Raw genomic sequence first — 26,105 nt, 5'->3', positions numbered from 1 at the left:
CATGGCCGGTTAAAACACAAACGTCAGCGAGCGGCCTGGATAATCGCCATATCGATGTCCTTGAAGCCTTTGATCGTGTTGGTCTGGGCGTTTCGGAACACCGTGTAGGACGAGAATGCGGTCTGATAAGCGGCCAGCAAACCGGGGTCTGATGCATCTTTTTTCAAGTCTTCCAGCGCCTTGTCCAGCGCGCTCTTGAGTTTTGAGGCACCGTTTTCGAACGCCTCGGCCTGACGTCCGAGAAAGTCATCGGGAAAGTCGATAGGGATACCAATGTCAGCCATGAGTCACCTGTTAGTGTTGTGTCGGAAAATGCCAGGATGACGAGGTCATCTTGATGTAGCCCTGCGGGCCGGTTTGAAACGACTTGTCCTTGAGCGAGTCGTCCTTGAGCTCGACAGTGAAATGCACGTAGCGATCCCCCCACTGCCGGTAAAAGCTGTCGACGTATTGGCGAGCGGCGGCCAGTTCGGAATCCTGCAAATTGCCCGTCACCGCGAACGTGACGCTGTCCCCCTGTTCGAGCCGGTTGAAACCGATCGATAGGCGTTGCAGGCCTTCCTGCGCCAGGTCGGCGAGAAGGTTGTCATCCTGTAAATGCACCGCGATATCCCGGGCATAGGGAGCGGCCGCCAGCAGCCTCTCGAGCAACTTTGTCTGTTTCTGGGGCGTCAGCAGATTGCGCTGGGCGCTGAGCAGCAGTCGCGGTACTAACGGGTCCTTGAGATCGAGGGAATGCCAGGCCAATTGCGGATCATGGTCGATCAGCAACTGCTCCAGACGACGACGCTCCTGATCCATCACCAGCACCTTGCCGCTCAGCGTGTTGTCGCGCATCAGCACCTGTCGACTCCAGCCGGCATCGCGCTCGGAAGACACAAATACGTAAACCCGGTGGTCACGACCGTGCAGCACCTCGACCTCCGCACTGACGCCCGCGATCAACGCGCGGATATCGGTTTCCGGTGTCGGTTCCGGCACCGCCCGGATGCCAACCGCCACGACCAGCGCAGCCAGTGCCAGACTGCAGGCGATCCATCGGGTCGAAGGCGCACGCCTCCACACAAAAGCGGTTGCATCGGATGACGCGTTGTATGGCAGTCGCAGAAGCTCGGGGGCCCAGGATTGGTCTTCACGACGCAAGGCGATGTACAGGCCACCGATCTGCACCCGGGTCTGAAAGGCGCAGAAGCGTATTTCGACTGACTCACTGAGTACTCGCAACGGCAGGCCGTCCGACGTGCCCTGATCGGCCAACACCTCAAAATTGCAGCCACCCTCATCCAGAGGAACGAAGATGGCATCAGCAGGAACGCTGGCCGTCAGGGCCCCCTCCCCCAGCAGATCCACCGCCCCTACCACGAACAGGGTTGTGGTTTCGCCGAGGGGGAACTCACAACCTTGCAACGGACCATTGAGTATCCGTAGCACGCAGGGTTGCAAGGCGGGGGCCGTCAGAACTGTCACCGTTCAAGCTCCATAGCTGTGAAATGAGCGGGCATGTTAGAAAGGCTGGCTGCGGGATTCCTGATCGAATTCTGCCGATTGCACCCGGCAGAGGATCAGAATCTTCAGCCGACCCGCTCATGGCGCCGTGACCACTTGATAGCGCTGCCAGACCTTGCGTGCATAGCGAAGACGCGCAGCTTGCCGGTGAGGTGAGTTGCCGGCGTTGTAGGCGCCCACCGCCGTCCAGTTGTAGCCGTAACGGGCGATGAAACCCGCCAGCACCGACGCGCCGACTTCGACTGAAAGACAAGGCTCTGCCAGCAGGCGCTGCTCGGTAATGCCCTGGGCACTTAATCGGGGCAGATGGCTGCTGTTGATCTGCATCAACCCGATATCTCGCGTGCCGTCCTTGTTTCGGTTGATTGCATCCGGCCGCAATCCCGATTCGACATCGGCAATCGCTTGAAGCAATTCGGGTTCGATTGCATGGTGCTCCCCCGCCCGATTCCAGCACCAGGCATGCGCCTGACCCGCGCCAAGACACACCAGCACGATCAGCCATTTGACCTTGCGCGGACTCATGCCAGGCGCCGTCCATCATCGATTGTCAGCGGGTCCTGCAATGGAAAACCCAGCATCGGCGTCTGATGCCGAATACCTGTCGAACGCTGTAAAGATTGCCAGAGGGGCGCAACGCATGCTCCCCCCTGCCCCTTGCCGATGACTGGAGACTTCATCAGGCGCAACCAGTTTGCATACTGACTGCGAGCGATCAGTGGGTTGCCCCCGAATAGCACATTCCAGGCCGCCAACCCTTGCTCACCGAGAGCGCTTTCAACCAGACCGGCTCGCTCAAGCTCATGCCAGGCCGCCGTGTGTTGACCGAAATACGCCAATACCACGGCATGCAGTATCACCAACAGAGGATTGCCCATACCGCCTTGCTGCAAGACCCGACGAGCCACGAGCACTGCCTCTGTGGGGCTTTGCGAAAGCGCGATACGCACGCGCAAGACCTGCGCCCGTACACAATCCGGATCATGTTGCAGACACTTGTCGATACTCTGTGCCGCCTGCTCATTGCGCCGCCAGAACCAGTGATGCCATGCATGAAAGTAATACACGTCAGCCTGATCAGCCGTCAGCAAACAGCGTCGAAAAAGCACTTGGGCCGCCTGCTCGCAGCCGCGCAGACTGGTGAGCAGAGTGAGGCGAGTCAGTGCCAGAGGATTGGAAGGGTCGAGCCTCAACGCATTGGATATTGCCGCCTGTGCCTCTTCAATCGCGCGCCCCTGATAACACAAGCCGATCATCGCCTGCCCCAGCCAGGCATCTGCCAACCCGCACCAGGCTGGCGCATATCCGGCATCTTGCTTGAGGCATTGTCGAAACTGCACCAAGGCATCGCGCAGACTTTGCGGAGTATGCTGATGCAGGCGGCACAAACCATTGAGATAGGCCACCGCGGCCGGATATGACCCACAGGCATCACCGACAGGACGCAACCGGGGAACACGCTGCGCAACCATACAAGTCAAAGCACCCAGCGCCTCTGCAAGATCAGTGGCATCCAGCGTCTGTCCATACAACAGCGCGTGATCACTGCCACGGATCAATTCCACCGACCAGCGGCATTGCTCACTCGTGCCCGTAAAGCGCCCGCTCAAGCAGTAGTCCACCGACATCTGACCCGCCAGCGACTGCAGAAGGACCGGTTGTCCGCAACCGGCCATCAATCCAGAGGGGATAATGTGCAACGCCTCGCCGAATGCCGTGGTCAATTGGCGGATCAACACGTCTTGCAGATCCAGCGCAGCAGGCTCGTCCAGATTGCGAAAAGGCAGAACAGCCAGCGAGGGTGCTGCTGTTCTCGCCTCGTTCGATACGTCGAGTTCGACAACCGGACAGGTGAATCGATAACCCTGGCCGTACACCGTCGCAATGAAATCCTTGTTCTCCTTGAGCAGCTTGCGCACGGCATAAATACAGCGAGTCAACGACTCCTCGGCGGCGTCTGTCTCAGGCCATACCCGGTCCAGTAAATGATCCTTGCTAACCACCGTTCCCGCCGATTTCAGCAACAGGCGCAACACGTTCAACTCTTTGGGGGGGACATGAACTCCATGCCCATCTCGCATCAGCGTTCCATCGCTTTGCAGTAGCCAGTGGTCAAAAACGAATGACCTGGCCGGCGTTTGATCAGTTGCACTGTCCATACTCTGAGACATCTCTATAGAAAGTTACTGAAGCGCAATCGAGCCTGTGGGGTGGGCAGGCTCGAGATGACAAGCGGCGTGACTATAGGAAGTTGAGTGAGGGGAATCCGTAGGAGTTTAACTTTATATCCGTGGGAAATTGCGACAAAAACCGTAGGCTTACACTCACAAATCCAAAACTTTCCGAAAATTTAAGAACAAGAATAAATCTGCCAGAAACAAATCAGCCAAGAGCGTTTTTTAATAGCGTCGAAAAACAATATAAACAGAACATTAAAACCCATCAATCAATAGCTCAATAAATATGAACATCAGCCAATTAAGCAGCCACTCTACTACCACACCAGCATTCCCAACGAGCGTCACTCTGCCACCAACTCAAAACAACACCATCCCCGAAGACAACGAACAAGTATATGCCCGCATCTTCAATGAAATCAGTCAACGGTACGCCGCATTCAGCCAAGAAAATGAAATTGGCTTCCAACACAAGCCAGGCATTACTGGTGACATTGAAAACATTACAATAAAAGAAATAATTTCGATACTTAAACACTTACAATCAGACCCAGCCTTATTCGAGCAATGCCAAAAAAGCTCGGCAAATTCGCCTCTATTCACGAAACTCTACCTAATGTCAAATGATGTTCAAGGCTGGAACTTACGCCTGCATACTTTTAGCGTGAAAGGCAGTGGATTGGGTGGCGAGGATAGTCCTCACTACCATAGATGGACACTGGCCTCCCAAGTATTCTCCGGCGGATATATGAATGTAAACTATGAAGAAGGCAGCCTGGATCAGCCTCATGCGAAAGAGCACGAATACTCCAAATATGAATTGAGCGCATCAAAAAACCAAAGCAGCAAAGACAGTCGCCATACGACTTTCATATCTAGAGCAACCATGATGCCAATAAAAAAAGAGCTCTATGCAGAAGGTGAAACCAATCATTTCCCGATTAATCTCGCTCATAGTGTCGAAACACACGCTTCAGTAATGGGGACAACCACGACCCTTGCACATACTGCTAAATCGGTAACGGAAAAATCCTACGCCTTCGAAAAAAATGAAGAAATAAAAGAGATCCCTCAAAGAAAAATAGAAAATAAAGCAGAATTCGATAGCATTTTGCAGAACCAGATTACTTTCCTTCAAATTCTAGACCTAAAACTCGAACTCAATACTCACTTGACCGAAGCCCGCAGACTTAACCTGCCATTAACCCCGAGAGAAGAGAAACATCTTAATGATTATTACGAGCCCAACTATGTAGAAACCTCCTTGCTTCCAGCACTTGCCATGTATCAAATGGAGTCCATCAACGGGGTTACGCACAACGAGTTTTCCGAACAAACCATAAAACTCGTTGACGCCAAACTTTCAGAAATAAACTACGACTCTCTGGACGCATTACTCTCCAACAACCAGCATGATCTCTTCGATAAACTGTTGACCGTTGAAGTCGCAGACGCCGATTTGGCAAGCCAACTTAATGATCGCTTCAAAAAAATAATCACACCAACCTAATCAGCCCTCCTTTAAAGATGACCACCCATACCGGGAGGTCATCTGCTTTGAAAAAACAAAATAACCCCAAAACAACAAACCTGCTAAAAGCCAATCCCCACAGCCCGCCCCACTGAATACAACAGATACAAAAAAAAAACGACTTACCCCGCAAAATACAACAATTATAAATCATACTCTCACCCCATGTACCAACCGTTCTCTCTCACCGAAACGTAGATATCCAACACTGTCCTCCACTCCCCCACTCCAGCCTCGGACAGTTCAATACCAAACGAATCATTCAGCGCCATCACAATTTCAACCAGGCTTATGGAATCCACACACAAATCCTCCACCAATCGCGATCCCAGCTCAATTCTCCCGCGAACTGCCGGACAACAATCTGACAATACCTTTATTACTTTGCATTCAACTTCAAGCCCAGCCAACACTTCTTTCGACATTAACTTTTCCCATGCAGTAAAGGCAGGCACAACTTCGATTCAAACGAACCGCCGATGCACCTGCCCTTTGATATACAAGTGACTTGCTTTACGCTCTTACATCCACTTCAAAAATTCAACATCGCCTTAAGCATGTCCGCAAACTGACTGAGATGCGAAGACAACGTTTTGTTGAAGTTGTCATGATAAGAGTTGGCATTCGAATACTTCTGCGTGAAGGACTGCAGCGTGTTTTTCATGCGTTCTTCCTGGGCGTTGAAGCCGGTTTGCCAGGCCTGGAATTTCGCGGTGTCCCAAGTCACCGTACCAGACGGCAGGCCCTCTTTCATTTTCAGAAGCGGCCCGGTATCGATGACTACACACCATGTCCCGTCGGCATTTTGCTTAAGGCAACTGGCGGGCAGGCCCAGCGCCTCTCGCCATTTTTCCGCTTCTTCCCGGCTTGCGCCGCCCTGGCCGGGTTTCGGAAACAGCACTGAGGCAGGGTTGGGATGGGAGTATTTCTGCAGAAGGCTTTCCAGCGCCGCTTTCAGTGCGCCGGCATTTAACTTGACTTCCTTTCCGTCATTGGCGCCTTCGATCCAGTCCTTCATCTTCGCGGTTATTTCCGCGTTGAAATCCTTAAAGAAATCCGAGTAAGCCGCGATGATGTGTTCATAACCGGCCAGGTAGCCGTTCTTGATCAGGTCGATCAGTTCGAGCAGCTTGTCGAAGAAGTCATTCGATGATTTCACACCAGCATCGAAATCGTCAGAAATCTCAAGCGGTACAGGCATTCGTTGCAAGCTGTGCTCGAAGAGTTGCTGACGCTCCTCCATGGATAGCGCTTGTAAGCACTGAGTGATCAGTGCGCTGTATTGTTCAACTTGCCTTGCCCCCATTTGCGATCGTACTTCGAACATTTCCGGCGGGCACTTGAGAACATTGTCGAGGCTACGATTGAGCGCTTTGGTCGAACTGTCGAGCAATCGAACCTGGGCAGACACCACTCTCGCTTCGCGAGGCGTTTCGGCAGGCACAGATTTTTCAGTGGTCAGGTTAAAATCCGCAGGTGGTTTAGCTGTTGGCAATGTGTATTTCGTAATGATCATTCTGTGTCCCTACTCAAACTCGCCCAATAACTTCAATACGCGATTGAAACAGCTGCATCACCATCTCCATCAGCTTTTGCAACAACGCTGCATCGGCCGAATCCTTTTGCCCGACTTCATCGCTCAAACTCTTCTGAGTGTTCTGCGCACTTTGCTGCAAGACCTCTTCCTCCCGCGCAGCATGCTCGGCCATGCGCACCATGCTGGATACCACCTGGCTCATGCTCATCGACATGGCGTTCAGCGCCCGTCCGATTTCCAGTTTCTTTTCAATGCCCTTGCCCCCCATCTGGCTCAACCAGTCAGAGGTCTGACTGACCTTCTGCGCCTTGAGGATTTCCCCGTCGAACCAGGCCTGCTCCTGCGGTGTCAGCGTGGCGCCCTTGGGTTTGAAATCGACTGACGTGGTGCGGCCGAAATCATCTAAGGTCTTGATCTTGTAGGTGGTTTGCGGGTTCCAGTCATCGCGGTTGCGATGATGCTTGAGGTCGCGTTCGAGGTTGCTGGCATCCAGGGAATTGCGTTTGTGCAGGTTGATGTCCGCATGCTTCAACGCTTGCCCTTGAAAGGTTTTGACCATGGCAAAACCAGCAATGGCACCGGACACCAAAAACTGGGACATGGCGCTGTTTTTTGCGGCTTCGCCCGACTGGACGATCGCAGCCCCTACGGCCTTGGCGGCATCGGCCGCCATCACGCTGAAATGCCCGCGCAATTGCGCGTTGGCTACCCGTGCGATGTTCAGCGCGATGATGGCGGCAACCAGTACGTTCGCGTGTTTTTCCCAGGCACCGGGGTCGAACATCAGATCGTTTCTGACTTCATCGTCGATCAAGCTCATGCCCGCGACGAAGTCTTGCCAATCGGACTCGCTGGGCTGGTAGGCACTGATTGCGCTTTCAAACTCCTGAGCGGTAGGTGCTGTGAGTTGGCCGTTCTGCAGTAATTGTTTTCCGGCGATCCGGTCCAATGATGCAGACCCCATAGCGCTCTCTTTGAGTTCTAAAACCTGTCTTCCGGTCTTCTCGCTACGGCCGGCCTTGTTGATCGGATCATGAGTCAATACCGCAGGCGCGGTTCTGATGGCTGTGTGAATCGTGGTCATCGCAAGCTCCTTTATCGATCCGTTCAAACATGCCGGGCCATATGCAGGCTCACGGCATGGCTGCGTTGCAAATCGGCAAAAACATGCTCGATATGCCGGGTTCTGTCCTGCATCGCTTTGCCGTAGTCCTCGACCAGCCGGGTCAGGTAGGAGGAGATTTCCTCGCTGATCGCCATGCGCACCTTCACGTCAGCCAAATGCACGGCGGCCTGGGCCTGGTGCATACCGCTTTTGATTTGCAGCCCGCCCTGCACCGCTACGTTGCCGAACTCGGTAACGGCCTGGGCGATCTCAAGGTTGGCGGCGTACCGGGCGAGGGTCACAGGGTCGGCACCCTGGGTGATGAAACTGCGAAACTGGGTCAGCAGTTGCGTCAACGAATTGCCCAGTGACGTTGCCAATTGCCTGGCTGCCTGCACCGCCGCCGGAGCTGCCTGCGCGACCACCGAGGCCAGTTTCGAGGCGACGGCGCTGACCATTGGCCCAATCACTTGCGCACCGACCACCGCTACTAACGCCACGGCCGCGAGGGTGGCCGCGATGCCCTGGATCATGCCGGCGATCTGTGCGATGTCTTTTGCAGTCTCTTCATCGACGCCAACCGCGATCAGCAGTTGGGTATAGAGCTCCGTGAACAACTTGATGGCTTCCTGCATCACGGTGGTCAGCGGTTTCATGGCTTCGGCCATGAACGACGTTCCGGTCGCTTCCTTGACCACCGCATCGGAAATCATGATCGCCGCGCCGATCACACCCACTGCGATGAGCACCGGATTGGCAGTCAGCACGCCAGCGGCGATGGTTGCGACGGTCAAAATCGCCCCAACAATGGCGCCGATGCAGCCCATGGTCTTTTGCAGCGCCTCGGCCTTTCGGACTTCCTCCAGATACTTTTCCGACTCCAGCTTCATGTGCTCCTGAAGCCTGGCCTGCAATTCCTGGAACAGTTCCTGACTGAGTTCTTCCTTGTTCTGCGCCGCCTCGCCGAGCATCTCGATGATCTTCAAACGGTTCAGCAACGCCAGGGCGCTGCTGCTCAAAGCCTTCTCATTGGTTTCCTTGATTGAGGAACCACCAAGACCAGCCTCCTGCACTTTCACGGCCAACGCGGCCAGGGTTTTGGCATGGGCATTGGCGGTCTCAATCAATTTCAGGTGAGTGTCGGTGGCTTGTTGCAAGGTCAAGGTATGGCCTGCCAGTTCGCCCTTGAGCTGGTCACGCCGCGCCAATTCAGCCGCATACTCCGGTGACTCGGGATCCAGTCCCGCCAGGCGTGCTTCACTTTCTTCCAGCAGCCCCTGAAAATGCCGGACTCGCGCTTGCAACTGATCGAGGTGTTCCTGACTGCTGCCCACAGCGCCCTCGGCAGCCTCCAGCGCCTCGACAGCCGCGGCGTATTCGGCAGCCAGTTTTTCATGGCCTTGTTGCTTGATGGCGGCCATGCTTTGCAGCATCGCCAGTCGGTTTTTCAGCTTGTTGCTGTCGACTTCACCCAGCATTTCGCTGATCACCGCCATCAACAGCGTGAACAGATCACCGTTGGTCTCCTGTTTGCTGCCGTCTGCACGGGCGGGTGGCGCATGCAGCACGGGTCTTGCCGTGCCGACGGCCGATCCACCATGCGGGCCTTCGTAACTCACCGACATCAAACGCGCCAGCGCTTGCTGACCGGCCTTCTGGTGATCCACCGACCTGGCAACCTGGGCGGCGGCCTTGCCATATTTCTCAAGGGCTTCAGTTCGGCTCAATGCCCCCTGAATGACCGGATTGAAAGTGCTTCTGATTTCACTCATGTTCAGTCCTCCAAACAGTCTTTTTCCATTTGACTCAAGGTGTCGAGATACACCCCGGCCTGCTTTCGCAGTTCATCTTCCGTGGCTTGCTCAAGCACATACTCGAAACACAACCGGGCCTTGGCGATCCTGCCCAGGGCGAGCTGACACTGACCGGTGTAAAACATCGGCCGCCAATCACTCTTGCTTTGGGCGAAGGCGATCGCGTACAGATCGATCGCTCTTTGATGGTTCTGCTTGAGCTGGTGCACAGCCGCCAGCCCCATCCAGTAATGGCTGTTGTAAAAGTCGTAGATGCACAGGAAGTGAAAGAACTTCTCGGCATCGTCCAGCCGACCCTGCTCATAAAACTGGTAGGCGAAGGCATAGAGGCTGTTCATCTGCTCATCGCTGATGCCTTGAACGTCCTTCAATGCCGCGCCACCGAGCACCGCATCCACGACGTCGAGGGCAATCTGCTCGTCTTCTTTGTTGTTGCGACTCATCAGCCACACTCCTGAAAAAACGTCAGCACTGCTGACCTGTGCATTGAGCCAAAGCGCTGACAAGGGCGCTGCCAAATTGCGCTCATGCCAACGCCGGAATGAACGCGGCGCCTTCTCGACCATCGCGAGCAGGCTCGCTCCTACAAGGACAAGAGTTGGGATCAGGCTTGTTCGACCTGTTCGAGCCAGATCAACAGACGCAGCACTTCTTCGATTTCCTGCACTTGCAGGAAGCTGTAGCGCTGGTGGGTCTTGAAGATCCGCCGGGCCAGGGCGATGTCGTTGATCACCGGTACACCGACCTCTTTGGCGTAAGCCCGCACTGCGAGGGCTCGCTGGTTGGTTTCCATCAGGGAGATGAACGGCAGCACGGTGATTTCCGGACGGAAATACACGCCGATGGCGATGTGGGTCGGGTTGGCAATGATCATCCGCGAGCTGCGCACGTCGGATTTGATCTGTTCCGACAGCAACTCCCGGTGCAGGTCACGGCGACGGCCCTTGATTTGCGGATTGCCGTCCTGCTCCTTGTGTTCGCGCTTGACCGAGTCCTTGTCCATCATTTGATCTTTCATGAACAACGCGTATTCGCTGAGTGCATCGAGCACGACGATCAACAGGACACAAACCAGAAATGCCAACACCAGTACCAGCAGCAAATGCCCCCAGATCGCAAACAGCTCCGGTGCCTGAACAAACAGCTGGGCAAACAGCAATCGCCGTTGCGTGCTCCAGACAATCCACAGCGCCAGGGCAAAACTGCCCAGGTACAGCAACGCTTTGACGGTGTCCTTGACCGTGCGCAGGCTGAACAGTTTTTTGAAACCATTGATCGGGTTCAACGCCCCGAGGTTCAGCTTCAAAGCTTCGCTGGCCAGGGTAAAACCGCTTTGCAGCAACGCCGGCAACGCGCTGGTCAAGACGCACACTACCAACAGCGGCAGCAGCGCTTTTAACCCCACCACCACCAACATCGCCGAATACTTTTGCAGGTCGGCATCAAAATCGCTGGCAATGATGCGTCGATAGACTTCCATGATTTCAATCAGCGAACTGTTGAACACCATGTAAGTGATACCGCACAGGGTCAGGCAAGTGATGACCAGATCCTTGGCCTTGAAGGTCTGCCCCTTGCGGGCAGCATCGCGCAGACGCTTGGCTGTGGGCTTCTCAGTCTTCGAGGCGCTGGACGACATCGCTTCCCTCCCCTTCGGCCCCCAGATAGTGCTCCAGCGCCCCGGACTTCATGCCCATGCGCAAGACTTCGTCCGGCAGGTGCACGCCGAAATACAGCATCAGCACCACCAGTGCCACCAGGCTCTTGACCGTCAGCGACACCGAAAACGCATTCATCTGCGGTGCAAAGCGCGAGAGCAAACCCAGCAGCGCCTCGCTGACCAACAGCGTGGCCACCACGGGCGCGCAGATGACCAGCGTCTTGCTCACCAGTGCATCCAACAAACTCAGGATCGGTTGCAGATGCACTTCGCAGCCGTTCGCCGGGGCACAGATCCGGTAGCTGTGGCCTATGGTTTCGAGCATTAACAGCATACCGCCGCCTTCGAGATAGACCGCGGCGGCGAACAACTGGAGAAAGTTCGCCAACTCCGAAGTGTCAACGCCGTTGGCCGGGTCCACGGTGCTGCTGAGCATGGCTCCGCGCTGGTTATCGATCAGGTTGCCCATGGCGTGCAGCACCCAGAACGGCCAGCACAGCAGGCATCCCAGCAATACGCCGATACCGGCCTCGCGCAGCACCAGGCCAAAGAACGCCAACCCGTCGAGGGCGGGTAACGGCACGCTGACATAGGCCCAGAACCCCAGCGCCACCAGCACCATGACGGCCTGGCGCGGCGCCCCGGTCAGCACCCCGCTGTTGAGAAACGGCAGCATGAAAAAAATCGGCGCCAGCCGTGCAACGCCCAGGATCGCGGCGGCGAACAACGCGTACAGGTCGAAAAACAACGTGACCGACATCGGCCTAACTCAACGCCAGACGCATGACTTCACGACTGAAATCGAGCAGGGTTTCGCCATACCAGCCCGAGAGCAGAAACAGGCACGCCGCCACCGCCAGCAACTTGAAACCGAACGGCAGCGTCTGTTCTTGTAACTGGGTCACCGTCTGAATCAAGCCGACCACCAGACCGACCACCGTGGCGACGATGATCGGCCAGGCCACCATCAACAGAATCAGGTACAGGGTTTTGTTACCGGCATAGACCAGATCGTTCATGATTGCCCCCTACACCAGCAAGGTCAGGTATTGCTTGACCAACCCGGTCGACAGCAACGCCCAGCCGTCCAGCGCGACGAACAACACCAGTTTGATCGGCACGGAGATGATCACCGGGCTCATCATCATCATGCCCAGCGCCAGCAGGATGCTGGAGATCACCAGGTCGACGATCACGAAGGGCAAATACAGATAGAAGCCGATCTTGAAGGCGCTTTTGATTTCGCTCAGGGCATAGGCCGGCAACAGTGCGAACAGCGAGGGCGCGAGTTCTTCATCGGCAGGCAGGTCTACTTCGGTTTCATCGTGAACCGCTTGGGCCCGCTCGAAGAACAGCGCCAGCTCCGGGTCGGTGTACTTGCGCAGATAGTCCTTGTAGCCACCCAAACCGTTCTCGGCGAAATTCACCACCGACTCGATATCGGTGAAGGCCACCGCTTCGGACTTGTAATAGCCATAACCCTGTTTCATCACCGGCGTCATTACGAAAATCGCCAGCATCAAAGCAATCGCATTCAGCGCCATGTTCGACGGCACCTGCTGCAACCCCAAGGCATTGCGCACGATGACAAAGACAATGGAAAACTTGATGTAGCAGGTACCTGCCGCCACCAGAAACGGCAGCAAGGACGCGAATGCCAGCAGCGCGATCAGCGAGACGTCATTCATTGCGGATGTTCCGGTAAACCTCTAGCAACTCGACGCCCAATTGCTCCTCCAGTTGCACCAGTTCTCCACGGGCAACACACTTGCCATTGGCGCGAATCTCGATGTGATGGGCGGCATCGTCAGCCAGCGGGATCAGTTGCCCTTCGATGATCTGCGATAACGAGGCCAGATCGATTTGCTGGCTGGCGAGTACGAACTCCAGGCGCACCGATAAAGAACCAAGGTCAATCCCGGGATCCGGCGTGTCCTGTTGATTGGCTTCGACCATGGTCGATTGCATGTGTATTCCCTTTTCGTGAAACGTGAAAACGCCGAGGCATCGATCCGCCAGCCAACACTGGTGAGTGCGCTGAATGATCCGCAGGACATCGCCCTCTTTCAGCCGAGTCCGACTTGCAGGGCTCAGGTGACTGACGCCCAGCATCAGCTCCAGGCGCAGCGGCAATTCGCTCAGCCAGCACTCGGGGCCGAGGGTTATGTGAGCGGCGCGTGCCGGGGGCAACTGCGTCAACCACACTCGCCCCCCTGGCGTGTCGAGCCACGGCACGTCGTGGGTGGGCAATTCCTTCGGGTCGACGAGTTCGACGTCGGTAAGCGCCCGGTAGTGCAACGCCTCCACAGCCAACGGCAAGGGCCGTGGCACGGCCCGAAACAACCCGGCGATGCTCGCCACCGGGCACTCGACCGCCAGCAGCGACTGCAGCTCTGGAAGCAAGTGATGCAACCAGTCGCGGGCCACGATCAGCCCCCGCCAGTCGCCGCCGTCACCTTGCGCACGGAAACGCAAATAACCGGATTGCCTTTGCAGACGTTCCAAACCCGCGCCCACACCTGTGCACCGCCATCGTTGAACCGCTTGCGCACAGGCATGCGCTTGAACGTCGATCCGGCGCAATGTCAGTGCGCTCATGCAGGATGCTCGGACTGTTCAGCCTGCTCGTCATCCGGCGACTGACGGGAACCCTGGCGCTGCTGCTCGCCACCACTGTCTGTCAGTCGCCAGGCAGGTTCTCGAGCCAGCTCGAAGGGCACCTTGAGTTGCTCGAACACCAGGACATTGCTGGGGCTGAGTTGCAGGTTCCGGGCCGGTTCGTCCGGCACGCGGCTGATCGTCACTTGCCCGCTGGCAGCGCCTTTGTTGAACGGCACCTGCAGCAAGCCCTTGTCCGGGCCAGGCAGGGTTTCAAGCATTACGTCGAGCGCTGGCAGCGGTTGCAGCGACACAGGCAAAGGGGTGAAAGCTCGTGCAACCTGCGACCCATGGCGCGGGGCTTGAAGGCTCAACAAGGATTCGGGCAATTGCTCATCGAAGGTGGATGCCGGCGGCGTACTGGAACTGGCGATGTGCTCGGCCTGTCGTGGTTCGACCGTTGGGCGCTCAATCAACACCGGTTCATCTGCAATCGAAGGGAGCAGGTTCATGGGTGTTGGCGCTATCACCTTGTCGATGAAGGCAGCGACAGGAACCATGGGTTGTGGCAACGGACGGTGTACTGGCTTGCCGAGCAATGGGCCCGCTGGTGGGTGAGGCATCGTCACCGGAGTGGGAGCCCGTATTCCCTCACGTTCAACATGGGTTGTTCTCCGGGGGGAAGCCAATGATTCCCAGGCTACCGGGTGAACCGTTTCCATCGCCGGTCGATGAAGCCGGATCAAACTCGCCACAAGCTCCAATACACCTTGCGGCAACTCATCCTCTTGCGCCGGTACAAGCGGATCCAGCAGCTCATCCATGGCATCTTCGGACACGGGGTCCGGAACCTGAATCGGCAGAAGTGAAATGACAGATACCTCTTTCATCGCCGAACTCCGCTCATCTCTTCGACCTCTCGTTCTTCCCGACGCACCTGCTCAAGCCGTTGCGCACGCAACAACTGCTGGACAGACCGCTCGTACTTGTCATGTTTGCACTGCAGAAAACACAGTTGCTCGCGCTGCTCTTGCAACGTTTGTTCAATCTGTCGCAACTGCTGGTCGACGCGATCACGCTCGACCCGCAACAGATCGATCTGCCGACGGATGACCGCCTGCCGCCGCAACAGCGCCAGCAGTTGCCCGTGATCCAGCATGCAGTCATTGGCGCGATGGCTGGCCAACAGGTTTTGCAGCGCTGTTGCTTGCCCCTCGAATCCGGCCCGTTCCTGCAACAGCGGTTGCAGTTGCTGCTGTGTACGCAGCACGGCCTGTTCGCCCCGTTGCCGACGAAACTGACTGAACGCCAACAGGCGTCGTCGATCAGGTAATAAGCTCATGCAAGCGCCTCAAGGTTTCGTCTGGTTCACATCGTTCGCCGGTGGGCTGTCGCAACCACTGGTCGAGGGCGTCACGGCGTTGCAGCGCGCGGTCGTTGGCGGCGTCCACGCCCTGGGTGTACTCGCCCATGTCGAGAAAAATCTGCAGTTGTTCGAGACGTGTCAGCGTTTCCCGGGTGGACGCCGCCAGTTGCTGTACCTGTGGCGTGGTGACTTGCGTCGCCACGCGACTGACGCTGCGCAAGACGTCGATCGCCGGATAGTGACCTTTGGCCGCCAGGGTTCGGCTGAGGTAAACGTGGCCATCGAGAATGGAGCGGATCTCCTCGGCGATCGGGTCCGGTTCATCATCACTTTCCAGCAGGACGGTGTACCAGGCAGTGATGCTGCCGGAAGCGGTCATACCGGGTCTTTCCAGCAAACGCGGCAAGGCATCGAACACCGAGGCCGGATAACCGCGCCGCGCCGGTGCTTCACCGGCCGCCAAGGCCAGGTCGCGCCGGGCACGTGCATAACGTGTCAACGAATCCAGCAACAACACCACACGCCAGCCCTGATCACGAAAATACTCGGCGATGGCCGTGGCCTGGAGGGCCGAGTTGCAGCGATCCACCGAAGAAAAGTCCGATGTGGCATACACCACCACACAGCGGGAGCGCTTCTCGGACTGGCGCAGATGTTCGACGAACTCGGTCACTTCTCTCCCGCGCTCACCGATCAGGCCGATGACAAAAACATCGGCATCGGTGTGGGCGATCAGCATGTTGATCAACGTGGTTTTGCCGGAACCGGCGGCGGCGAAGATGCCGATGCGCTGGCCGACCCCGCAAGTCAGCAAGCCGTCGATGACGCGAATTCCCGTGCGCAGCGAGTCCACAACCGGACGCCGCTGCTGGTACGACGGCGGGTCGGCATCCACCGGACAGTCGCGCTGAGCCAGCGCGGTTGAAGGTGCCAGACGCTCCACGATAGTGCCCTGTGGATCGACCACGCTGCCGAGCAAGGCATCACTGCACGTCAATTGCAGGGTCGAGCCCGTGGGCACAATCATCGACTCCCTGGACAAGCCTTTCGCATCGCCGAGCAAACTGAGTACGACGGCGTCGGGCTTGAAGCCGATGACCTGCGCCCTGGCCGACACTTCAGGCAAGCGCCAATGGCGACGCACTTCACAAATTTCGCCGATCACCACATTGCTCAGCGCGGCTTCGACCAATGGACCGCTCAGTCGCAGGGGATGGGCAGCCGTTCGCTCCAGTCGCCCGGTCATAGGCGCAGAATGCCGCACAGTTCTTCGACCACCGCCACAAAGTGGTCCAGGGCCTGGGCGAACTTGCCGGCTTCGCTGAGGGCCTGCTGATTGCACATCAGCCGCAGTTCCAGCTGCCCTTCTACCTCGCACAGATGCAACTGCCCACTGCGGGACCAAGGGCAGCCTTGCAGTAAAATCTGCAACAACCGGTCGGCACTACGGCCCAATTGCAGAGGCCCGATCTCCATCACCGCGGCCCAGACCCATACCTCTCCTTCCACATGACCGACGTTGATATTGGGCAAATCCTTCATCTGCATTTCAATGGTGCTGTGACTGTCGAAGTGTCCGATCTGGCTGTCCATGCAGCCACTGTGGCGCAGCGCTTCGCGCAACAGGTCGGCAATATCCATTGGCATCATTTACAGGTTTTCCTTACAGCGTCTTGATGACATTGACGGAGACGGTCTCGGAGACTTCGCCGAACGACATCACGTCCAGCTCCCGGAACCGCCCCTCGATCAGCTTCTTGATGTAGCGCCTTACATCGACCGAACACAGCAACACCATGTCCTTGTGCGCGATGTGCACGCTGTCCAGACCGACAGTCAGTCGGTCCATCAAATCCTCCGACTCCGCCGGTTCCAGGTTGATGAAACTGCCGCCCGAGGTTTGTCGAATGCCCCGCCGCACCACCTCCTCGAACTCCGGTGACAACAGCAGCACACGCAAGTCATTGCCCTGGGCGAACTTGTTGCTGATGTAGCGGGCCATCGCGCCGCGAACGTGCTCGACCAGTGCTAGCACGTCCTTTTCCCGCGATGCCCAATGCGCCAGCGACTCGAGAACGAGCTTCATGTTGCGCACGGAAATGCGCTCGCCGATCAACCGCTGCAGCACCTCGGCGATCTTTTGCACCGTGACGTGGCGATAGACTTCCTTGAGCAAATCGGGGTAGCGCGATTCCATTTCGTCCAGCAACTGCTTGGTTTCCTGCACCCCGAAAAACTCCTGGATGTTGCGCGCCAACAGCGTGACCAGGCAGCGATAGCATTCCTCGTCCGCCGGACGCAGGTGATACCCCAGCTGCTGCACCCGCTCCCTGTCGCCGGCGTTGACCCAGACACCACCCAGACGGTTGCTGTCGTTGCCGCGTACCAGGGCAAAACCCAGGGGCTCCAGCTCTGGCGAATAGTCGAGCAGGCGCCAGTGATCAAAATGGATATCGAACTGCTCGGCGCGCACTTCATTGATCAGCACCGCCACTTGATGGGTCGGCAACGCCTCGCTGGCACGCAGCTGCGGTTCCGGAATGCGCAACCCGTAGTCGACGAAAAACTGGCTGCGAAAACGCGCGGCCCAGCGGGCCTTGTTCAGTTCTTCCAGCCGCGCCGTGGGCACCAGCAACATCAAGGCGACGGTTTCGGTGGCAATGTTGTCGACGTCATCGAGCAGGCCCGATCCGGTCTGTATGGCATCCCCCTGCGCAGGGGCCGGACGGCTGTCACCCTGCCCTTCCATCCTGGAAGCCTTGCGTTGCCGGACGAACACCACCAGCGCCAGGGCAGCGGCGATGGGCAGGAAGGTCAGCAGCGGAAAACCGGGCAGCAGGCCGACACCCACCGCCAGCAGCGCCGTCACCCCCAGCACGAACGGATGCCCGAGCATTTGCGCGAGCATGTTGCGCCCCAGGTTGCTGTCGTCGCCGTTTACACGGGTGACGATGAACCCGGCGCCGATGGCGATCAGCAACGCGGGAATCTGTGCCACCAAACCATCGCCGATGGTCAGCAGCGTGTAGGTCGACAAGGCCGTAGACATGTCCATGCCCATCTGCCCGACCCCGATGGCCATGCCGCCAATGAAGTTGACGAAGATAATGATGATGCCGGCGATCGCATCACCCTTGATGAACTTCATGGCGCCGTCGAACGAGCCATACAACTGGCTTTCACGTTCCAGCACGCTGCGCTTTTCCTTGGCCTCCTCGGCGGTGATGGCGCCCGCCTTGAGGTCACCGTCGATGCTCATTTGCTTGCCCGGCATGCCGTCCAGCGAGAAGCGCGCCGCGACTTCGGCCACCCGTTCCGAGCCCTTGGTGATCACGATGAACTGGACAATGGTGACAATGGAAAAGATCACGAAACCCACCACCAGACTTTCGCCGATCACGAACTCACCGAACGACGCGATGATCTCCCCCGCATCGGCCTGACTGAGGATCAGGCGGCTGGTGCTGATCGACAGTGCCAGGCGAAACAAGGTGGTCAATAGCAGCAAGGCCGGGAATGTCGAAAAGCTGAGGATGCGTTCGATGTAGAACGAGCCCATGAACACCAGCAGCGAAATGACGATGTTCAGGCCGATGAGAAAATCCACCAGCGCCGTCGGCAGTGGAATGATCAGCATGGCGATGATCATCACCATCAGCGTCAGGATCAGCAGCTCCGGACGAGCGCCGACGTTTCGCAAAAACACATTGAGCATGGCAGGTCAGTTCCGCAAAAAAGTCACGGGCAACCGCCGAGACGTCGCTGTTCGATACATTCGTGGGCGTAGGCAATGTCGGCCAGCCGCATGAACTGTTGGGCCAGGCGCACCGGCGCTTCTTCGTCGGCAAACAGAGGCGTCGGCAATTGCAGGCTGTGCCGACGCAGCGTCTGCAGCACGGTCGAGCGTTCACGGTGCGGACTCAGCAGCACCCGCTCGCCCAATGCGCCGAGCAACAGTTGATCGAGCTCATCGGGGTAGGCCAACACGCCGAGCAGGAACACCAGCCAGTCAGGCTCGTGGGGGTTATGCCGACAGATGAGCGCGTCACCGAGCAGGCTGCCGATGAACAAGTCATCGGCCGAACGCAGGCGCTTGAGGTCGTTCACCCGGGCCAGCAGATGACCAAATTCTGCGCGCGAGCAACTCGGGTCCTGGGCGCTGATGTCGGTGAGCAACGCCGCTTCGATAAAGACCAGAACGTTCTTGCGCTGGAGTGGCCCGTACAACGCAATCCAGTCCTGATAGCAATCGACCGGGCCTTCGTCGGACTCGAGAAAATCGCGGTAGGTCTCGCGCAACAGTGCTGCGCGCACCGCCATGCTTTTACCGAACATCCGGGCTTTGAGGGCAGTGTTGATCCCGGCATTCATACGCTTGGGGGAGCCTTGGGCAACCACCGTCTGCAACAACGTTTCGAGTCGTTGACGAGTAGTCGTTTCCAGCTTTTTTCGGCGCAACAGTTCCCGCAGCACCAACGCCAGGTCGCTATCGTCGGGGAACAGATGTCGCACCATTTGCAGTAGCCAGGTGACAGGTTTGTCCGTCAGCCGCGCAAGGTTGAGAATCTGCCGTGCCTTGGGCACCGTGTCGTCGTCCAGCACCCGCTCGAAATTATCGGCCAGCGTGTCGGATTTTAGTTCGATGTGCCGTCGGCCACGGAACTGCGCCAGCGCTGCCGACATTTCATCGCTGATCTGCACAAAACGCCCGACAGCAGCCGCCGTACCGCTGTCATCGAGATCGATGTCTGCATCCGCCTGAGGCTGTGGATGTTCGGCGGCCTTCTCGGCATTCAGCCGTGCCTGGGCGGCTCGCCCGCCCGTGGAAATCGATGGCAGAATCATTGTACGGCTGCCCGAAAATAGGACCGGCGCACACGCTCGTGCTGCTCCGGGGTCAGCAATCGTGTAGCCGGCTCTGCCGTGGTGGGCTCCAGTGCGTTGCGAATTTCCTTGGGTTGGATCAAGAACACCCGCACCGTGTTGGCCGAACGGTTCTGCCGATAGCTGAACAAGCGCCCGACCCACGGAATCGAACCCAGAACCGGTATGCGACCGACTTGCTCACTGTTGTCATCGCGGGTGAAACCACCCACCAACAGGCTCTTGCCCTGGGGCACCCGCGCCACCGTGCTGATACGTGTGCGGCCGACCGTTGGCAATGTACCCGGCGGCTTGTCCTGATCAGGTCTTTCGACTTCGTTGCCGTCCTCGATGTTGAGCGACATTTCGACCTCGTCCGCCTGGGCAAAACGGGGCAGTACGCTCACCAGCGTGCCGTAGGTCACGTGCTGCAAATCGACACTGCGCTCCCCCACCAGCGGGGCATAAAACGTGCGGTTGTTGTCGAAGATCGCCGGAACGTTTTCCTGCGTCAGGATCACCGGCCGCGACACCACATTCGCCCGGTTGGTGCGTTCCAGTGCCATGACCTGGGTCACGAACGACGCACCATCGAGGGTGGTCGCCGAGCCGGCATTGAGGGAAGCGGAAAATTTCCCGCCCGTATTCACGGCGCCTTGCCAGTTGATGCCCAGCTGGTTGAGTTCGTCCTTGTGCAAATCAATGATCCACAGCGACAACTCCACATGTCGTTTCGGCGTGTCCAGCGCGCTCACCAGGTTCTCGATAAAACGCACTTGCTCCGGCAACCCCTTGACCAGCAGGCTGTTGGTATCCGGATAGGCCACCACCCGAATGTTTCCGGCGGCCACGTCCCGCGCAAGGATGCGCGGCGCTGCCGGGTCCCGATCCAACGGGCTGGTCGCCAGGCCTTCCAGGGGAAACGCCGGCATCAACCCCTGCGGTCGCGGTGCAGGGGCGTGCGCTACCGACGGCTCGACCTCGCGCTTCTCGCCACGCAATAATTCCTCGATCACGGTGGCCAGTCCGGGGAGGGTCACCTTGTCATCGCGCAGCTCGTATTTGCGGTCGCTGACAAAGGTATTGTGTACCTGGATGACACCGATCTGCTGCTTGCCCAGCAACAACTCCGAACGCTGGTTATCCATCATCCCGGCCGCTTGCACCACCAGGTCGACATACATCGGCGGACCCGACACATGAAAAGTACGCAGACCGTCATGGCGCAGTGGATAACGCACATCGTGCAACCCGGAACGCTCAAGAAACGCCTGAAGCCTGGCCACCGTCAGGGTTTGCAGTGACACCATCGAGCTTTTGATTTCCGGGGCGTCATACAGGTAAATCGCCTGGCCGTCGGTGTACCAGATCAAACCCATTTTCAAGCTGACTCGCTCAAAGGTCTGTTGCGGTTTACGCAGATCGAACGTACCGGAAATGCGCTTGGCCGCAGCGGCCTTGCTGACGATGACCGGCTTGCCAAGCGATCCGGACAACTCGCTGAAAAAAGTCCGCGCGCTCTGTTCGCGGGCCTCGAATTCATAGATATCGGCCTGCGCGGGCAACGGCACGATGATTAACGCGGCACCCAGCCAGAAGGGCAAAACATACAAAGAGTGAATTAGGCGGTTCATCGGCTCACTTGCCTGGTAAATAGGTAATGTCGGCCAGGCTGCTGGGCGTGAAGCCCACCAGTTCGCGGATTTCCTTGGAGAAATGCGAAGAAGAGGCAAAACCGAACTCCAGCGCCACATCCGTCAGGGAACCGCCCTGCAGACTCATGTTCAACAGCGCCTGGGCCGTCCGCCAGCCGCGCAGGGCAGGCTTGGCTGCCGTACCCAGTGCCTGCCGGCACAGTCGGCGAAAATGCGACACAGAGACGCCATAACGCTGCGCCAGGGTCGTCAGCTTTTCGCTGTGGGTGCCCTGTTCCAGCAGAAAGCGCACCAGTCCGTAACCCTCGGTATGACGCAACACGCTGGCAAAGGCCTGGTAGGCCACACCACCGACCATGGACTGTTCGATGTACCAGCGCTCCAGCGCGCGCTCGCACTGAACGGTGGGGTAAGCCACCGGCAATGCCGCCCAGGGAGCCGGGCCAGGCCGTTGATCATTCAGCGCGTTCCCCAGATCGATGAACACTTGCAACTTCACCAACGGTGCTTGCGCAATCGGCAGCGCCTGCATGCTGCCGTGCGCCTCGAATGCACCGCTCATCGCAATCAGCCCTTCCCAACCTGTCGGCAGGCAGCCGACCGTCGCGCACTGTTGCGAGACCAGTTGCACGGGGGATTCGCTGACACGCAGATGCAGCACCCGCTCGCTGGAACGGGCATCCGGGAAATGCGTGTCGCGTAGAGATTCGATGTGCACGCCAACCTCCTTCGGCCTGACGATCAAGGGCCGGCAGGATGAAAGACATGGCGCGTTGAATCCTGATGAAAAGCTGATGAAACCCCGGCTGGCATATGCCTTGCACCCGTTCAGGCATCAGCACCCGCGCCAACGACGGTGTGAGTGCCAGGACAATGACGTCGTGACCGGACTTGCGTGTGCAAGGCCACCGGTACGACGTTTTTTTTGCAAGGTGAATACGCGATGAACGAACCGTCCGCCGGCCCTCTGGCCTGGGTCAATGGCAGCGATGCCCCGGAAAAGACCGAAATCAATCTGGGCTTCATGGCCCTGAGTGACTGCGCCTCGGTGGTCGTCGCCGCCACCCAGGGCTTCGCCCAGCCCTACGGTCTGACCCTGAACCTCAAGCGCCAGCCATCCTGGGCCAATCTGCGGGACAAACTGGTCAGCGGCGAACTCGACGCCGCCCACAGCCTGTACGGTTTGATCTACGCCGTGCACCTGGGCATCGGTGGCGTGGCTCCGACCGACATGGCCGTGCTCATGGGCCTGAACCAGAACGGCCAGAGCCTCAATCTTTCTCGTGGCTTGCAGGGCCTGGGCGTGACCGGTCCTGAAGCACTGCACCGGCACGTGCACCAAACTCGCCCAAAACTGACCTTCGCCCAGACCTTTCCCACCGGCACCCATGCCATGTGGCTGTATTACTGGCTCGCCAGCCAGGGCATCCATCCGTTGCAGGATGTCGACAGCGTGGTGGTGCCGCCGCCGCAAATGGTCGCGCACCTGCAAGCCGGCCGCATCGACGGTTTCTGCGTTGGCGAGCCCTGGTCCGCCAGCGCGGTGCAACAGGATCTCGGCTTTACCCTGGCGACGACCCAGACCCTTTGGCCCGACCACCCGGAAAAAGTCCTGGGCTGCACCCGCGCCTTCGTCGAGCAATACCCCAATACCGCCCGGGCATTGGTGATGGCAATCCTGCAAGCCAGCCGTTTCATTGAAGACAGCGTCGAAAATCGCCGCAGCACTGCACAATTGCTCAGCGCGCCGCAGTACCTCGACACCCCGCTCGACTGCATCGAACCTCGCCTGCTGGGCGAGTACGCCGACGGTCTCGGCAATCGCTGGCAAGACCCGCACGCCTTGCGTTTCCACGGTGAGGGCGCGGTCAATTTGCCGTACCTGTCCGATGGCATGTGGTTCATGACCCAGTTCCGCCGCTGGGGGCTGTTGCGCGACGACCCGGACTACCTCGCGGTGGCCCGACAGGTCCAGCAACTGGAGGTGTACCGGGAGGCCGCCAGTGCCATCGGAGTCGCCGCGTTGGGCACGGAAATGCGCAGCAGCCAGTTGATCGACGGCAAGGTCTGGGACGGCTCTGATCCGGCCGGTTATGCCCGAAGCTTCAAACTGCACGCCATGAGCGACAACTCGCCCCTTATCGCCAGCCACTGACAGGAGACTGCGAATATGTTGCGTATCCTGCTGATCAACGACACCGCGAAAAAAGTCGGGCGCCTGAAAGCGGCCCTGACCGAAGCCGGCTTCGAGGTGATCGACGAGTCCGGGCTGACCATTGACCTGCCCGAACGCGTCGAAACGGTGCGTCCGGACGTGATTCTGATCGATACCGAGTCACCGAGCCGCGATGTCATGGAGCAAGTGGTGTTGGTGAGCCGCGACCAGCCACGGCCGATCGTGATGTTTACCGATGAACACGACCCCGACGTGATGCGCCAGGCGATCAAGTCCGGGGTCAGTGCCTACATCGTCGAAGGCATTCACGCACAACGCTTGCAGCCGATTCTCGACGTGGCCATGGCGCGTTTCGAAAGCGACCAGGCCCTGCGCGCCCAACTGCACGCCCGCGACCAGCAACTGGCCGAGCGCAAGCGCATCGAGCTGGCCAAAGGGCTGCTGATGAAAATGAAGAACTGCAACGAGGAACAGGCCTACACCCTGATGCGCCGCCAGGCCATGAGCCGTCAGCAGAAGCTGATTCAGGTGGCGGAGCAGATCATTGCCATGAGTGAGTTGCTTGGCTGAAGCCTTGTGGTGAATGTTCTATCGCCTTCGCGAGCAGGCTCGCTCCCACAGTTGATTGGTGTACGGCGCAATTCCCCTGTGGGAGCGAGCCTGCTCGCGTAGGGTGCACCACGGTTTCGGCTGTTGGCACAAATCTGGCTAAGTAATCACCACAGGTAACCAACGGCGGTTGCCCCACCCACGACAAAGACGTCGCTCACCCCATTTGCCCCTGGCGAATCGGGTAGCGGCGTTTTTTTGTTTTGGCCCCATAGCCCGGGGCCGGTGGTGCGGCCCTTCGGCGCCCCACCTGCATGACTCCCGTTCGAGACTCCTATCAGCTGAGGTGCGCGATGAATTCAAGCTTCTGGAAATCCGGCCATACCCCGACCCTGTTCGCGGCCTTCCTGTATTTCGACCTGAGCTTCATGGTCTGGTACCTGCTTGGCCCGCTGGCGGTGCAAATTGCCGGTGACTTGCACCTGACCACCCAACAACGCGGACTGGTGGTGGCTACGCCGATCCTGGCCGGAGCGGTATTGCGCTTTGTGATGGGCATGCTGGCTGATCGCCTGTCACCGAAAACCGCCGGCCTGATCGGTCAAGTGATCGTCATTTGTGCACTGTTCGGGGCCTGGAAACTCGGCATCCACAGCTATGAGCAAGCGCTGCTGCTGGGGCTGTTCCTCGGCATGGCCGGAGCCTCGTTCGCCGTGGCCCTGCCCCTGGCCTCGCAGTGGTACCCGCCGCAGCATCAGGGCAAGGCCATGGGCATCGCCGGGGCCGGTAATTCAGGGACCGTACTGGCCGCGTTGATCGCACCGGTGCTGGCGGCGGCGTTTGGCTGGAGTAACGTCTTCGGCTTCGCCCTGATCCCGCTGATCCTGACCCTGATCGTCTTCGCCTGGCTGGCCAAAAACGCCCCCGAGCGGCCGAAAGCCAAATCGATGGCCGACTACTTCAAGGCCCTGGGCGACCGCGACAGTTGGTGGTTCATGTTTTTCTACAGTGTGACCTTTGGCGGTTTCATCGGCCTGGCCAGCGCCCTGCCCGGCTATTTCAACGACCAGTACGGCCTGAGCCCGGTAACGGCCGGTTACTACACGGCGGCCTGCGTGTTCGGTGGCAGCCTGATGCGTCCATTGGGTGGCGCACTGGCTGATCGCTTCGGCGGCATCCGCACCTTGCTGGCGATGTACACCGTGGCGGCGATCTGCATCGCGGCCGTGGGTTTCAACCTGCCGAGCTCCATTGCAGCGCTGGCACTGTTCGTCTGCACCATGCTCGGTTTGGGGGCAGGCAACGGCGCGGTGTTCCAGTTGGTTCCACAGCGCTTTCGGCGGGAGATCGGCGTGATGACCGGCCTGATCGGCATGGCCGGCGGCATCGGCGGGTTTGCCCTGGCGGCAGGCATGGGCGCGATCAAGCAAAGCACCGGCAGCTACCAGATGGCGTTGTGGCTGTTCGCCAGCCTTGGCGTCCTCGCCTGGTTCGGTCTGCACGGCGTGAAACGTCGCTGGAGAACCACCTGGGGTTCGGCCGCCGTGACCGCTGCGCGGGTCTGACGC

26 protein-coding genes are annotated in these 26,105 nt (G+C 58.4%); 4 read left to right on the top strand and 22 right to left on the bottom strand.

The genetic code is table 11. The annotated features are described in order from the left end of the window. Positions 1-23 precede the first annotated feature (23 nt). From sctF to LAB08_RS08000, 4 genes are all read right to left on the bottom strand, one after another. Positions 24-284: a type III secretion system needle filament subunit SctF gene (gene sctF, locus LAB08_RS08015; protein WP_096512725.1), complete on the bottom strand. Its 261-nt coding sequence runs from the start codon at positions 282-284 to the stop codon at positions 24-26. Positions 285-294: 10 nt separating this feature from the next. Further along, positions 295-1,467, bottom strand: a complete 1,173-nt coding sequence (locus tag LAB08_RS08010) for a PrgH/EprH family type III secretion apparatus protein (RefSeq protein ID WP_096512726.1) — start codon at positions 1,465-1,467, stop codon at positions 295-297. A gap of 117 nt (positions 1,468-1,584) precedes the next feature. Further along, positions 1,585-2,031, bottom strand: coding sequence for a transglycosylase SLT domain-containing protein (locus LAB08_RS08005; protein WP_096512727.1), 447 nt, complete (start codon positions 2,029-2,031; stop codon positions 1,585-1,587). Further along, positions 2,028-3,665, bottom strand: a complete 1,638-nt coding sequence (locus LAB08_RS08000; RefSeq protein WP_096512728.1) for a winged helix-turn-helix domain-containing protein — start codon at positions 3,663-3,665, stop codon at positions 2,028-2,030. The genes LAB08_RS08005 and LAB08_RS08000 overlap by 4 nt, the downstream gene beginning before the upstream one ends. A 304-nt stretch (positions 3,666-3,969) precedes the next feature. Between LAB08_RS08000 and LAB08_RS07995 the strand changes: the two genes are divergently transcribed. After that, positions 3,970-5,193, top strand: a complete 1,224-nt coding sequence (locus LAB08_RS07995) for a hypothetical protein (protein ID WP_157755739.1) — start codon at positions 3,970-3,972, stop codon at positions 5,191-5,193. A gap of 179 nt (positions 5,194-5,372) precedes the next feature. Here the strand turns inward: LAB08_RS07995 and LAB08_RS07990 are convergent, their stop codons facing one another. The 18 genes from LAB08_RS07990 to LAB08_RS07905 all read right to left on the bottom strand — a co-directional run bounded on the left by LAB08_RS07990 (position 5,373) and on the right by LAB08_RS07905 (position 22,530). After that, positions 5,373-5,639 carry a phosphopantetheine-binding protein gene (locus LAB08_RS07990; protein WP_096512730.1) on the bottom strand — a complete coding sequence of 89 codons (267 nt, stop codon included), beginning with the start codon at positions 5,637-5,639 and terminating at the stop codon, positions 5,373-5,375. 107 nt (positions 5,640-5,746) lie between these two features. Continuing rightward, positions 5,747-6,730, bottom strand: a complete 984-nt coding sequence (locus LAB08_RS07985) for an IpaD/SipD/SspD family type III secretion system needle tip protein (RefSeq protein WP_096512731.1) — start codon at positions 6,728-6,730, stop codon at positions 5,747-5,749. 13 nt (positions 6,731-6,743) lie between these two features. Beyond that, a complete protein-coding gene (locus LAB08_RS07980; protein WP_096512732.1) occupies positions 6,744-7,835 on the bottom strand; it encodes an IpaC/SipC family type III secretion system effector in 1,092 nt (363 codons plus the stop codon). Positions 7,836-7,858: 23 nt separating this feature from the next. Beyond that, positions 7,859-9,628 (bottom strand): type III secretion system translocon subunit SseC family protein, encoded by a 1,770-nt coding sequence (sctE, locus tag LAB08_RS07975; protein ID WP_096512733.1) that lies wholly within the window; start codon positions 9,626-9,628, stop codon positions 7,859-7,861. A gap of 2 nt (positions 9,629-9,630) precedes the next feature. Beyond that, positions 9,631-10,113 (bottom strand): type III secretion system translocator chaperone SicA, encoded by a 483-nt coding sequence (gene sicA / locus LAB08_RS07970; protein ID WP_096512734.1) that lies wholly within the window; start codon positions 10,111-10,113, stop codon positions 9,631-9,633. Between the two features lie 161 nt (positions 10,114-10,274). Next, entirely contained in the window at positions 10,275-11,309 is a 1,035-nt protein-coding gene (locus tag LAB08_RS07965; protein ID WP_096512735.1) for an EscU/YscU/HrcU family type III secretion system export apparatus switch protein, read from the bottom strand. Further along, on the bottom strand, positions 11,284-12,090 hold the full coding sequence (sctT, locus tag LAB08_RS07960; RefSeq protein ID WP_096512736.1) for a type III secretion system export apparatus subunit SctT: 807 nt from the start codon (positions 12,088-12,090) through the stop codon (positions 11,284-11,286). Before sctT ends, LAB08_RS07965 begins: the two co-directional genes overlap by 26 nt. 4 nt (positions 12,091-12,094) lie before the next feature. After that, the gene (locus LAB08_RS07955; protein WP_096512737.1) at positions 12,095-12,349 is read right to left on the bottom strand and encodes an EscS/YscS/HrcS family type III secretion system export apparatus protein; all 255 of its coding nucleotides are present in this window, start codon (positions 12,347-12,349) and stop codon (positions 12,095-12,097) included. 9 nt (positions 12,350-12,358) lie between these two features. Then, positions 12,359-13,018, bottom strand: coding sequence for an EscR/YscR/HrcR family type III secretion system export apparatus protein (locus LAB08_RS07950; RefSeq protein WP_096512738.1), 660 nt, complete (start codon positions 13,016-13,018; stop codon positions 12,359-12,361). Next, positions 13,011-13,928, bottom strand: coding sequence for a FliM/FliN family flagellar motor switch protein (locus tag LAB08_RS07945; protein ID WP_096512739.1), 918 nt, complete (start codon positions 13,926-13,928; stop codon positions 13,011-13,013). Before LAB08_RS07945 ends, LAB08_RS07950 begins: the two co-directional genes overlap by 8 nt. After that, positions 13,925-14,440: a SpaN/EivJ family type III secretion system needle length determinant gene (locus LAB08_RS30275; protein ID WP_254007505.1), complete on the bottom strand. Its 516-nt coding sequence runs from the start codon at positions 14,438-14,440 to the stop codon at positions 13,925-13,927. The genes LAB08_RS07945 and LAB08_RS30275 overlap by 4 nt, the downstream gene beginning before the upstream one ends. Positions 14,441-14,814: 374 nt before the next feature. Beyond that, positions 14,815-15,270, bottom strand: coding sequence for a SpaM family type III secretion system protein (locus LAB08_RS07935; protein ID WP_096512741.1), 456 nt, complete (start codon positions 15,268-15,270; stop codon positions 14,815-14,817). After that, positions 15,254-16,540, bottom strand: a complete 1,287-nt coding sequence (gene sctN, locus LAB08_RS07930; RefSeq protein ID WP_096512742.1) for a type III secretion system ATPase SctN — start codon at positions 16,538-16,540, stop codon at positions 15,254-15,256. The genes LAB08_RS07935 and sctN overlap by 17 nt, the downstream gene beginning before the upstream one ends. Beyond that, positions 16,537-16,944: an InvB/SpaK family type III secretion system chaperone gene (locus tag LAB08_RS07925; protein WP_096512743.1), complete on the bottom strand. Its 408-nt coding sequence runs from the start codon at positions 16,942-16,944 to the stop codon at positions 16,537-16,539. The genes sctN and LAB08_RS07925 overlap by 4 nt, the downstream gene beginning before the upstream one ends. 13 nt (positions 16,945-16,957) lie before the next feature. Next, the gene (locus tag LAB08_RS07920) at positions 16,958-19,009 is read right to left on the bottom strand and encodes an EscV/YscV/HrcV family type III secretion system export apparatus protein (RefSeq protein ID WP_096512744.1); all 2,052 of its coding nucleotides are present in this window, start codon (positions 19,007-19,009) and stop codon (positions 16,958-16,960) included. Between the two features lie 23 nt (positions 19,010-19,032). Beyond that, a complete protein-coding gene (gene sctW, locus LAB08_RS07915) occupies positions 19,033-20,139 on the bottom strand; it encodes a type III secretion system gatekeeper subunit SctW (RefSeq protein ID WP_096512745.1) in 1,107 nt (368 codons plus the stop codon). Further along, positions 20,136-21,791: a type III secretion system outer membrane ring subunit SctC gene (sctC, locus tag LAB08_RS07910; RefSeq protein ID WP_096512746.1), complete on the bottom strand. Its 1,656-nt coding sequence runs from the start codon at positions 21,789-21,791 to the stop codon at positions 20,136-20,138. Before sctC ends, sctW begins: the two co-directional genes overlap by 4 nt. Before the next feature lie 4 nt (positions 21,792-21,795). Beyond that, a complete protein-coding gene (locus tag LAB08_RS07905; RefSeq protein ID WP_096512747.1) occupies positions 21,796-22,530 on the bottom strand; it encodes a helix-turn-helix domain-containing protein in 735 nt (244 codons plus the stop codon). A 225-nt stretch (positions 22,531-22,755) separates the two neighbouring features. Here LAB08_RS07905 and LAB08_RS07900 point away from each other — a divergent pair, with 225 nt between their 5' ends. From LAB08_RS07900 to LAB08_RS07890, 3 genes are all read left to right on the top strand, one after another. Then, complete coding sequence (locus LAB08_RS07900; protein WP_096512748.1) at positions 22,756-23,967, top strand: CmpA/NrtA family ABC transporter substrate-binding protein; 1,212 nt, start codon at positions 22,756-22,758, stop codon at positions 23,965-23,967. 15 nt (positions 23,968-23,982) lie between these two features. Further along, complete coding sequence (locus tag LAB08_RS07895; RefSeq protein WP_096512749.1) at positions 23,983-24,558, top strand: ANTAR domain-containing response regulator; 576 nt, start codon at positions 23,983-23,985, stop codon at positions 24,556-24,558. A 332-nt stretch (positions 24,559-24,890) separates the two neighbouring features. Then, positions 24,891-26,102, top strand: a complete 1,212-nt coding sequence (locus LAB08_RS07890; protein WP_096512750.1) for a nitrate/nitrite transporter — start codon at positions 24,891-24,893, stop codon at positions 26,100-26,102. Positions 26,103-26,105: the final 3 nt, after the last annotated feature.

The organism is Pseudomonas izuensis (assembly GCF_002356535.2).
Classification (GTDB): domain Bacteria; phylum Pseudomonadota; class Gammaproteobacteria; order Pseudomonadales; family Pseudomonadaceae; genus Aquipseudomonas; species Aquipseudomonas izuensis.
Note: the sequence above shows the minus strand (reverse complement) of the source record. Positions and strands in the feature narration are given on the sequence as shown.

Coding starts and splice junctions, on each gene's coding strand:
- sctF (WP_096512725.1), bottom strand. CDS start 284: ATGGCTGACATTGGTATCCCTATCGACTTTCCCGATGACTTTCTCGGA.
- LAB08_RS08005 (WP_096512727.1), bottom strand. CDS start 2,031: ATGAGTCCGCGCAAGGTCAAATGGCTGATCGTGCTGGTGTGTCTTGGC.
- LAB08_RS08000 (WP_096512728.1), bottom strand. CDS start 3,665: ATGGACAGTGCAACTGATCAAACGCCGGCCAGGTCATTCGTTTTTGAC.
- LAB08_RS07995 (WP_157755739.1), top strand. CDS start 3,970: ATGAACATCAGCCAATTAAGCAGCCACTCTACTACCACACCAGCATTC.
- LAB08_RS07990 (WP_096512730.1), bottom strand. CDS start 5,639: ATGTCGAAAGAAGTGTTGGCTGGGCTTGAAGTTGAATGCAAAGTAATA.
- LAB08_RS07985 (WP_096512731.1), bottom strand. CDS start 6,730: ATGATCATTACGAAATACACATTGCCAACAGCTAAACCACCTGCGGAT.
- LAB08_RS07980 (WP_096512732.1), bottom strand. CDS start 7,835: ATGACCACGATTCACACAGCCATCAGAACCGCGCCTGCGGTATTGACT.
- sctE (WP_096512733.1), bottom strand. CDS start 9,628: ATGAGTGAAATCAGAAGCACTTTCAATCCGGTCATTCAGGGGGCATTG.
- sicA (WP_096512734.1), bottom strand. CDS start 10,113: ATGAGTCGCAACAACAAAGAAGACGAGCAGATTGCCCTCGACGTCGTG.
- LAB08_RS07965 (WP_096512735.1), bottom strand. CDS start 11,309: ATGTCGTCCAGCGCCTCGAAGACTGAGAAGCCCACAGCCAAGCGTCTG.
- sctT (WP_096512736.1), bottom strand. CDS start 12,090: ATGTCGGTCACGTTGTTTTTCGACCTGTACGCGTTGTTCGCCGCCGCG.
- LAB08_RS07955 (WP_096512737.1), bottom strand. CDS start 12,349: ATGAACGATCTGGTCTATGCCGGTAACAAAACCCTGTACCTGATTCTG.
- LAB08_RS07950 (WP_096512738.1), bottom strand. CDS start 13,018: ATGAATGACGTCTCGCTGATCGCGCTGCTGGCATTCGCGTCCTTGCTG.
- LAB08_RS07945 (WP_096512739.1), bottom strand. CDS start 13,928: ATGAGCGCACTGACATTGCGCCGGATCGACGTTCAAGCGCATGCCTGT.
- LAB08_RS30275 (WP_254007505.1), bottom strand. CDS start 14,440: ATGAACCTGCTCCCTTCGATTGCAGATGAACCGGTGTTGATTGAGCGC.
- LAB08_RS07935 (WP_096512741.1), bottom strand. CDS start 15,270: ATGAGCTTATTACCTGATCGACGACGCCTGTTGGCGTTCAGTCAGTTT.
- sctN (WP_096512742.1), bottom strand. CDS start 16,540: ATGACCGGGCGACTGGAGCGAACGGCTGCCCATCCCCTGCGACTGAGC.
- LAB08_RS07925 (WP_096512743.1), bottom strand. CDS start 16,944: ATGATGCCAATGGATATTGCCGACCTGTTGCGCGAAGCGCTGCGCCAC.
- LAB08_RS07920 (WP_096512744.1), bottom strand. CDS start 19,009: ATGCTCAATGTGTTTTTGCGAAACGTCGGCGCTCGTCCGGAGCTGCTG.
- sctW (WP_096512745.1), bottom strand. CDS start 20,139: ATGATTCTGCCATCGATTTCCACGGGCGGGCGAGCCGCCCAGGCACGG.
- sctC (WP_096512746.1), bottom strand. CDS start 21,791: ATGAACCGCCTAATTCACTCTTTGTATGTTTTGCCCTTCTGGCTGGGT.
- LAB08_RS07900 (WP_096512748.1), top strand. CDS start 22,756: ATGAACGAACCGTCCGCCGGCCCTCTGGCCTGGGTCAATGGCAGCGAT.
- LAB08_RS07895 (WP_096512749.1), top strand. CDS start 23,983: ATGTTGCGTATCCTGCTGATCAACGACACCGCGAAAAAAGTCGGGCGC.
- LAB08_RS07890 (WP_096512750.1), top strand. CDS start 24,891: ATGAATTCAAGCTTCTGGAAATCCGGCCATACCCCGACCCTGTTCGCG.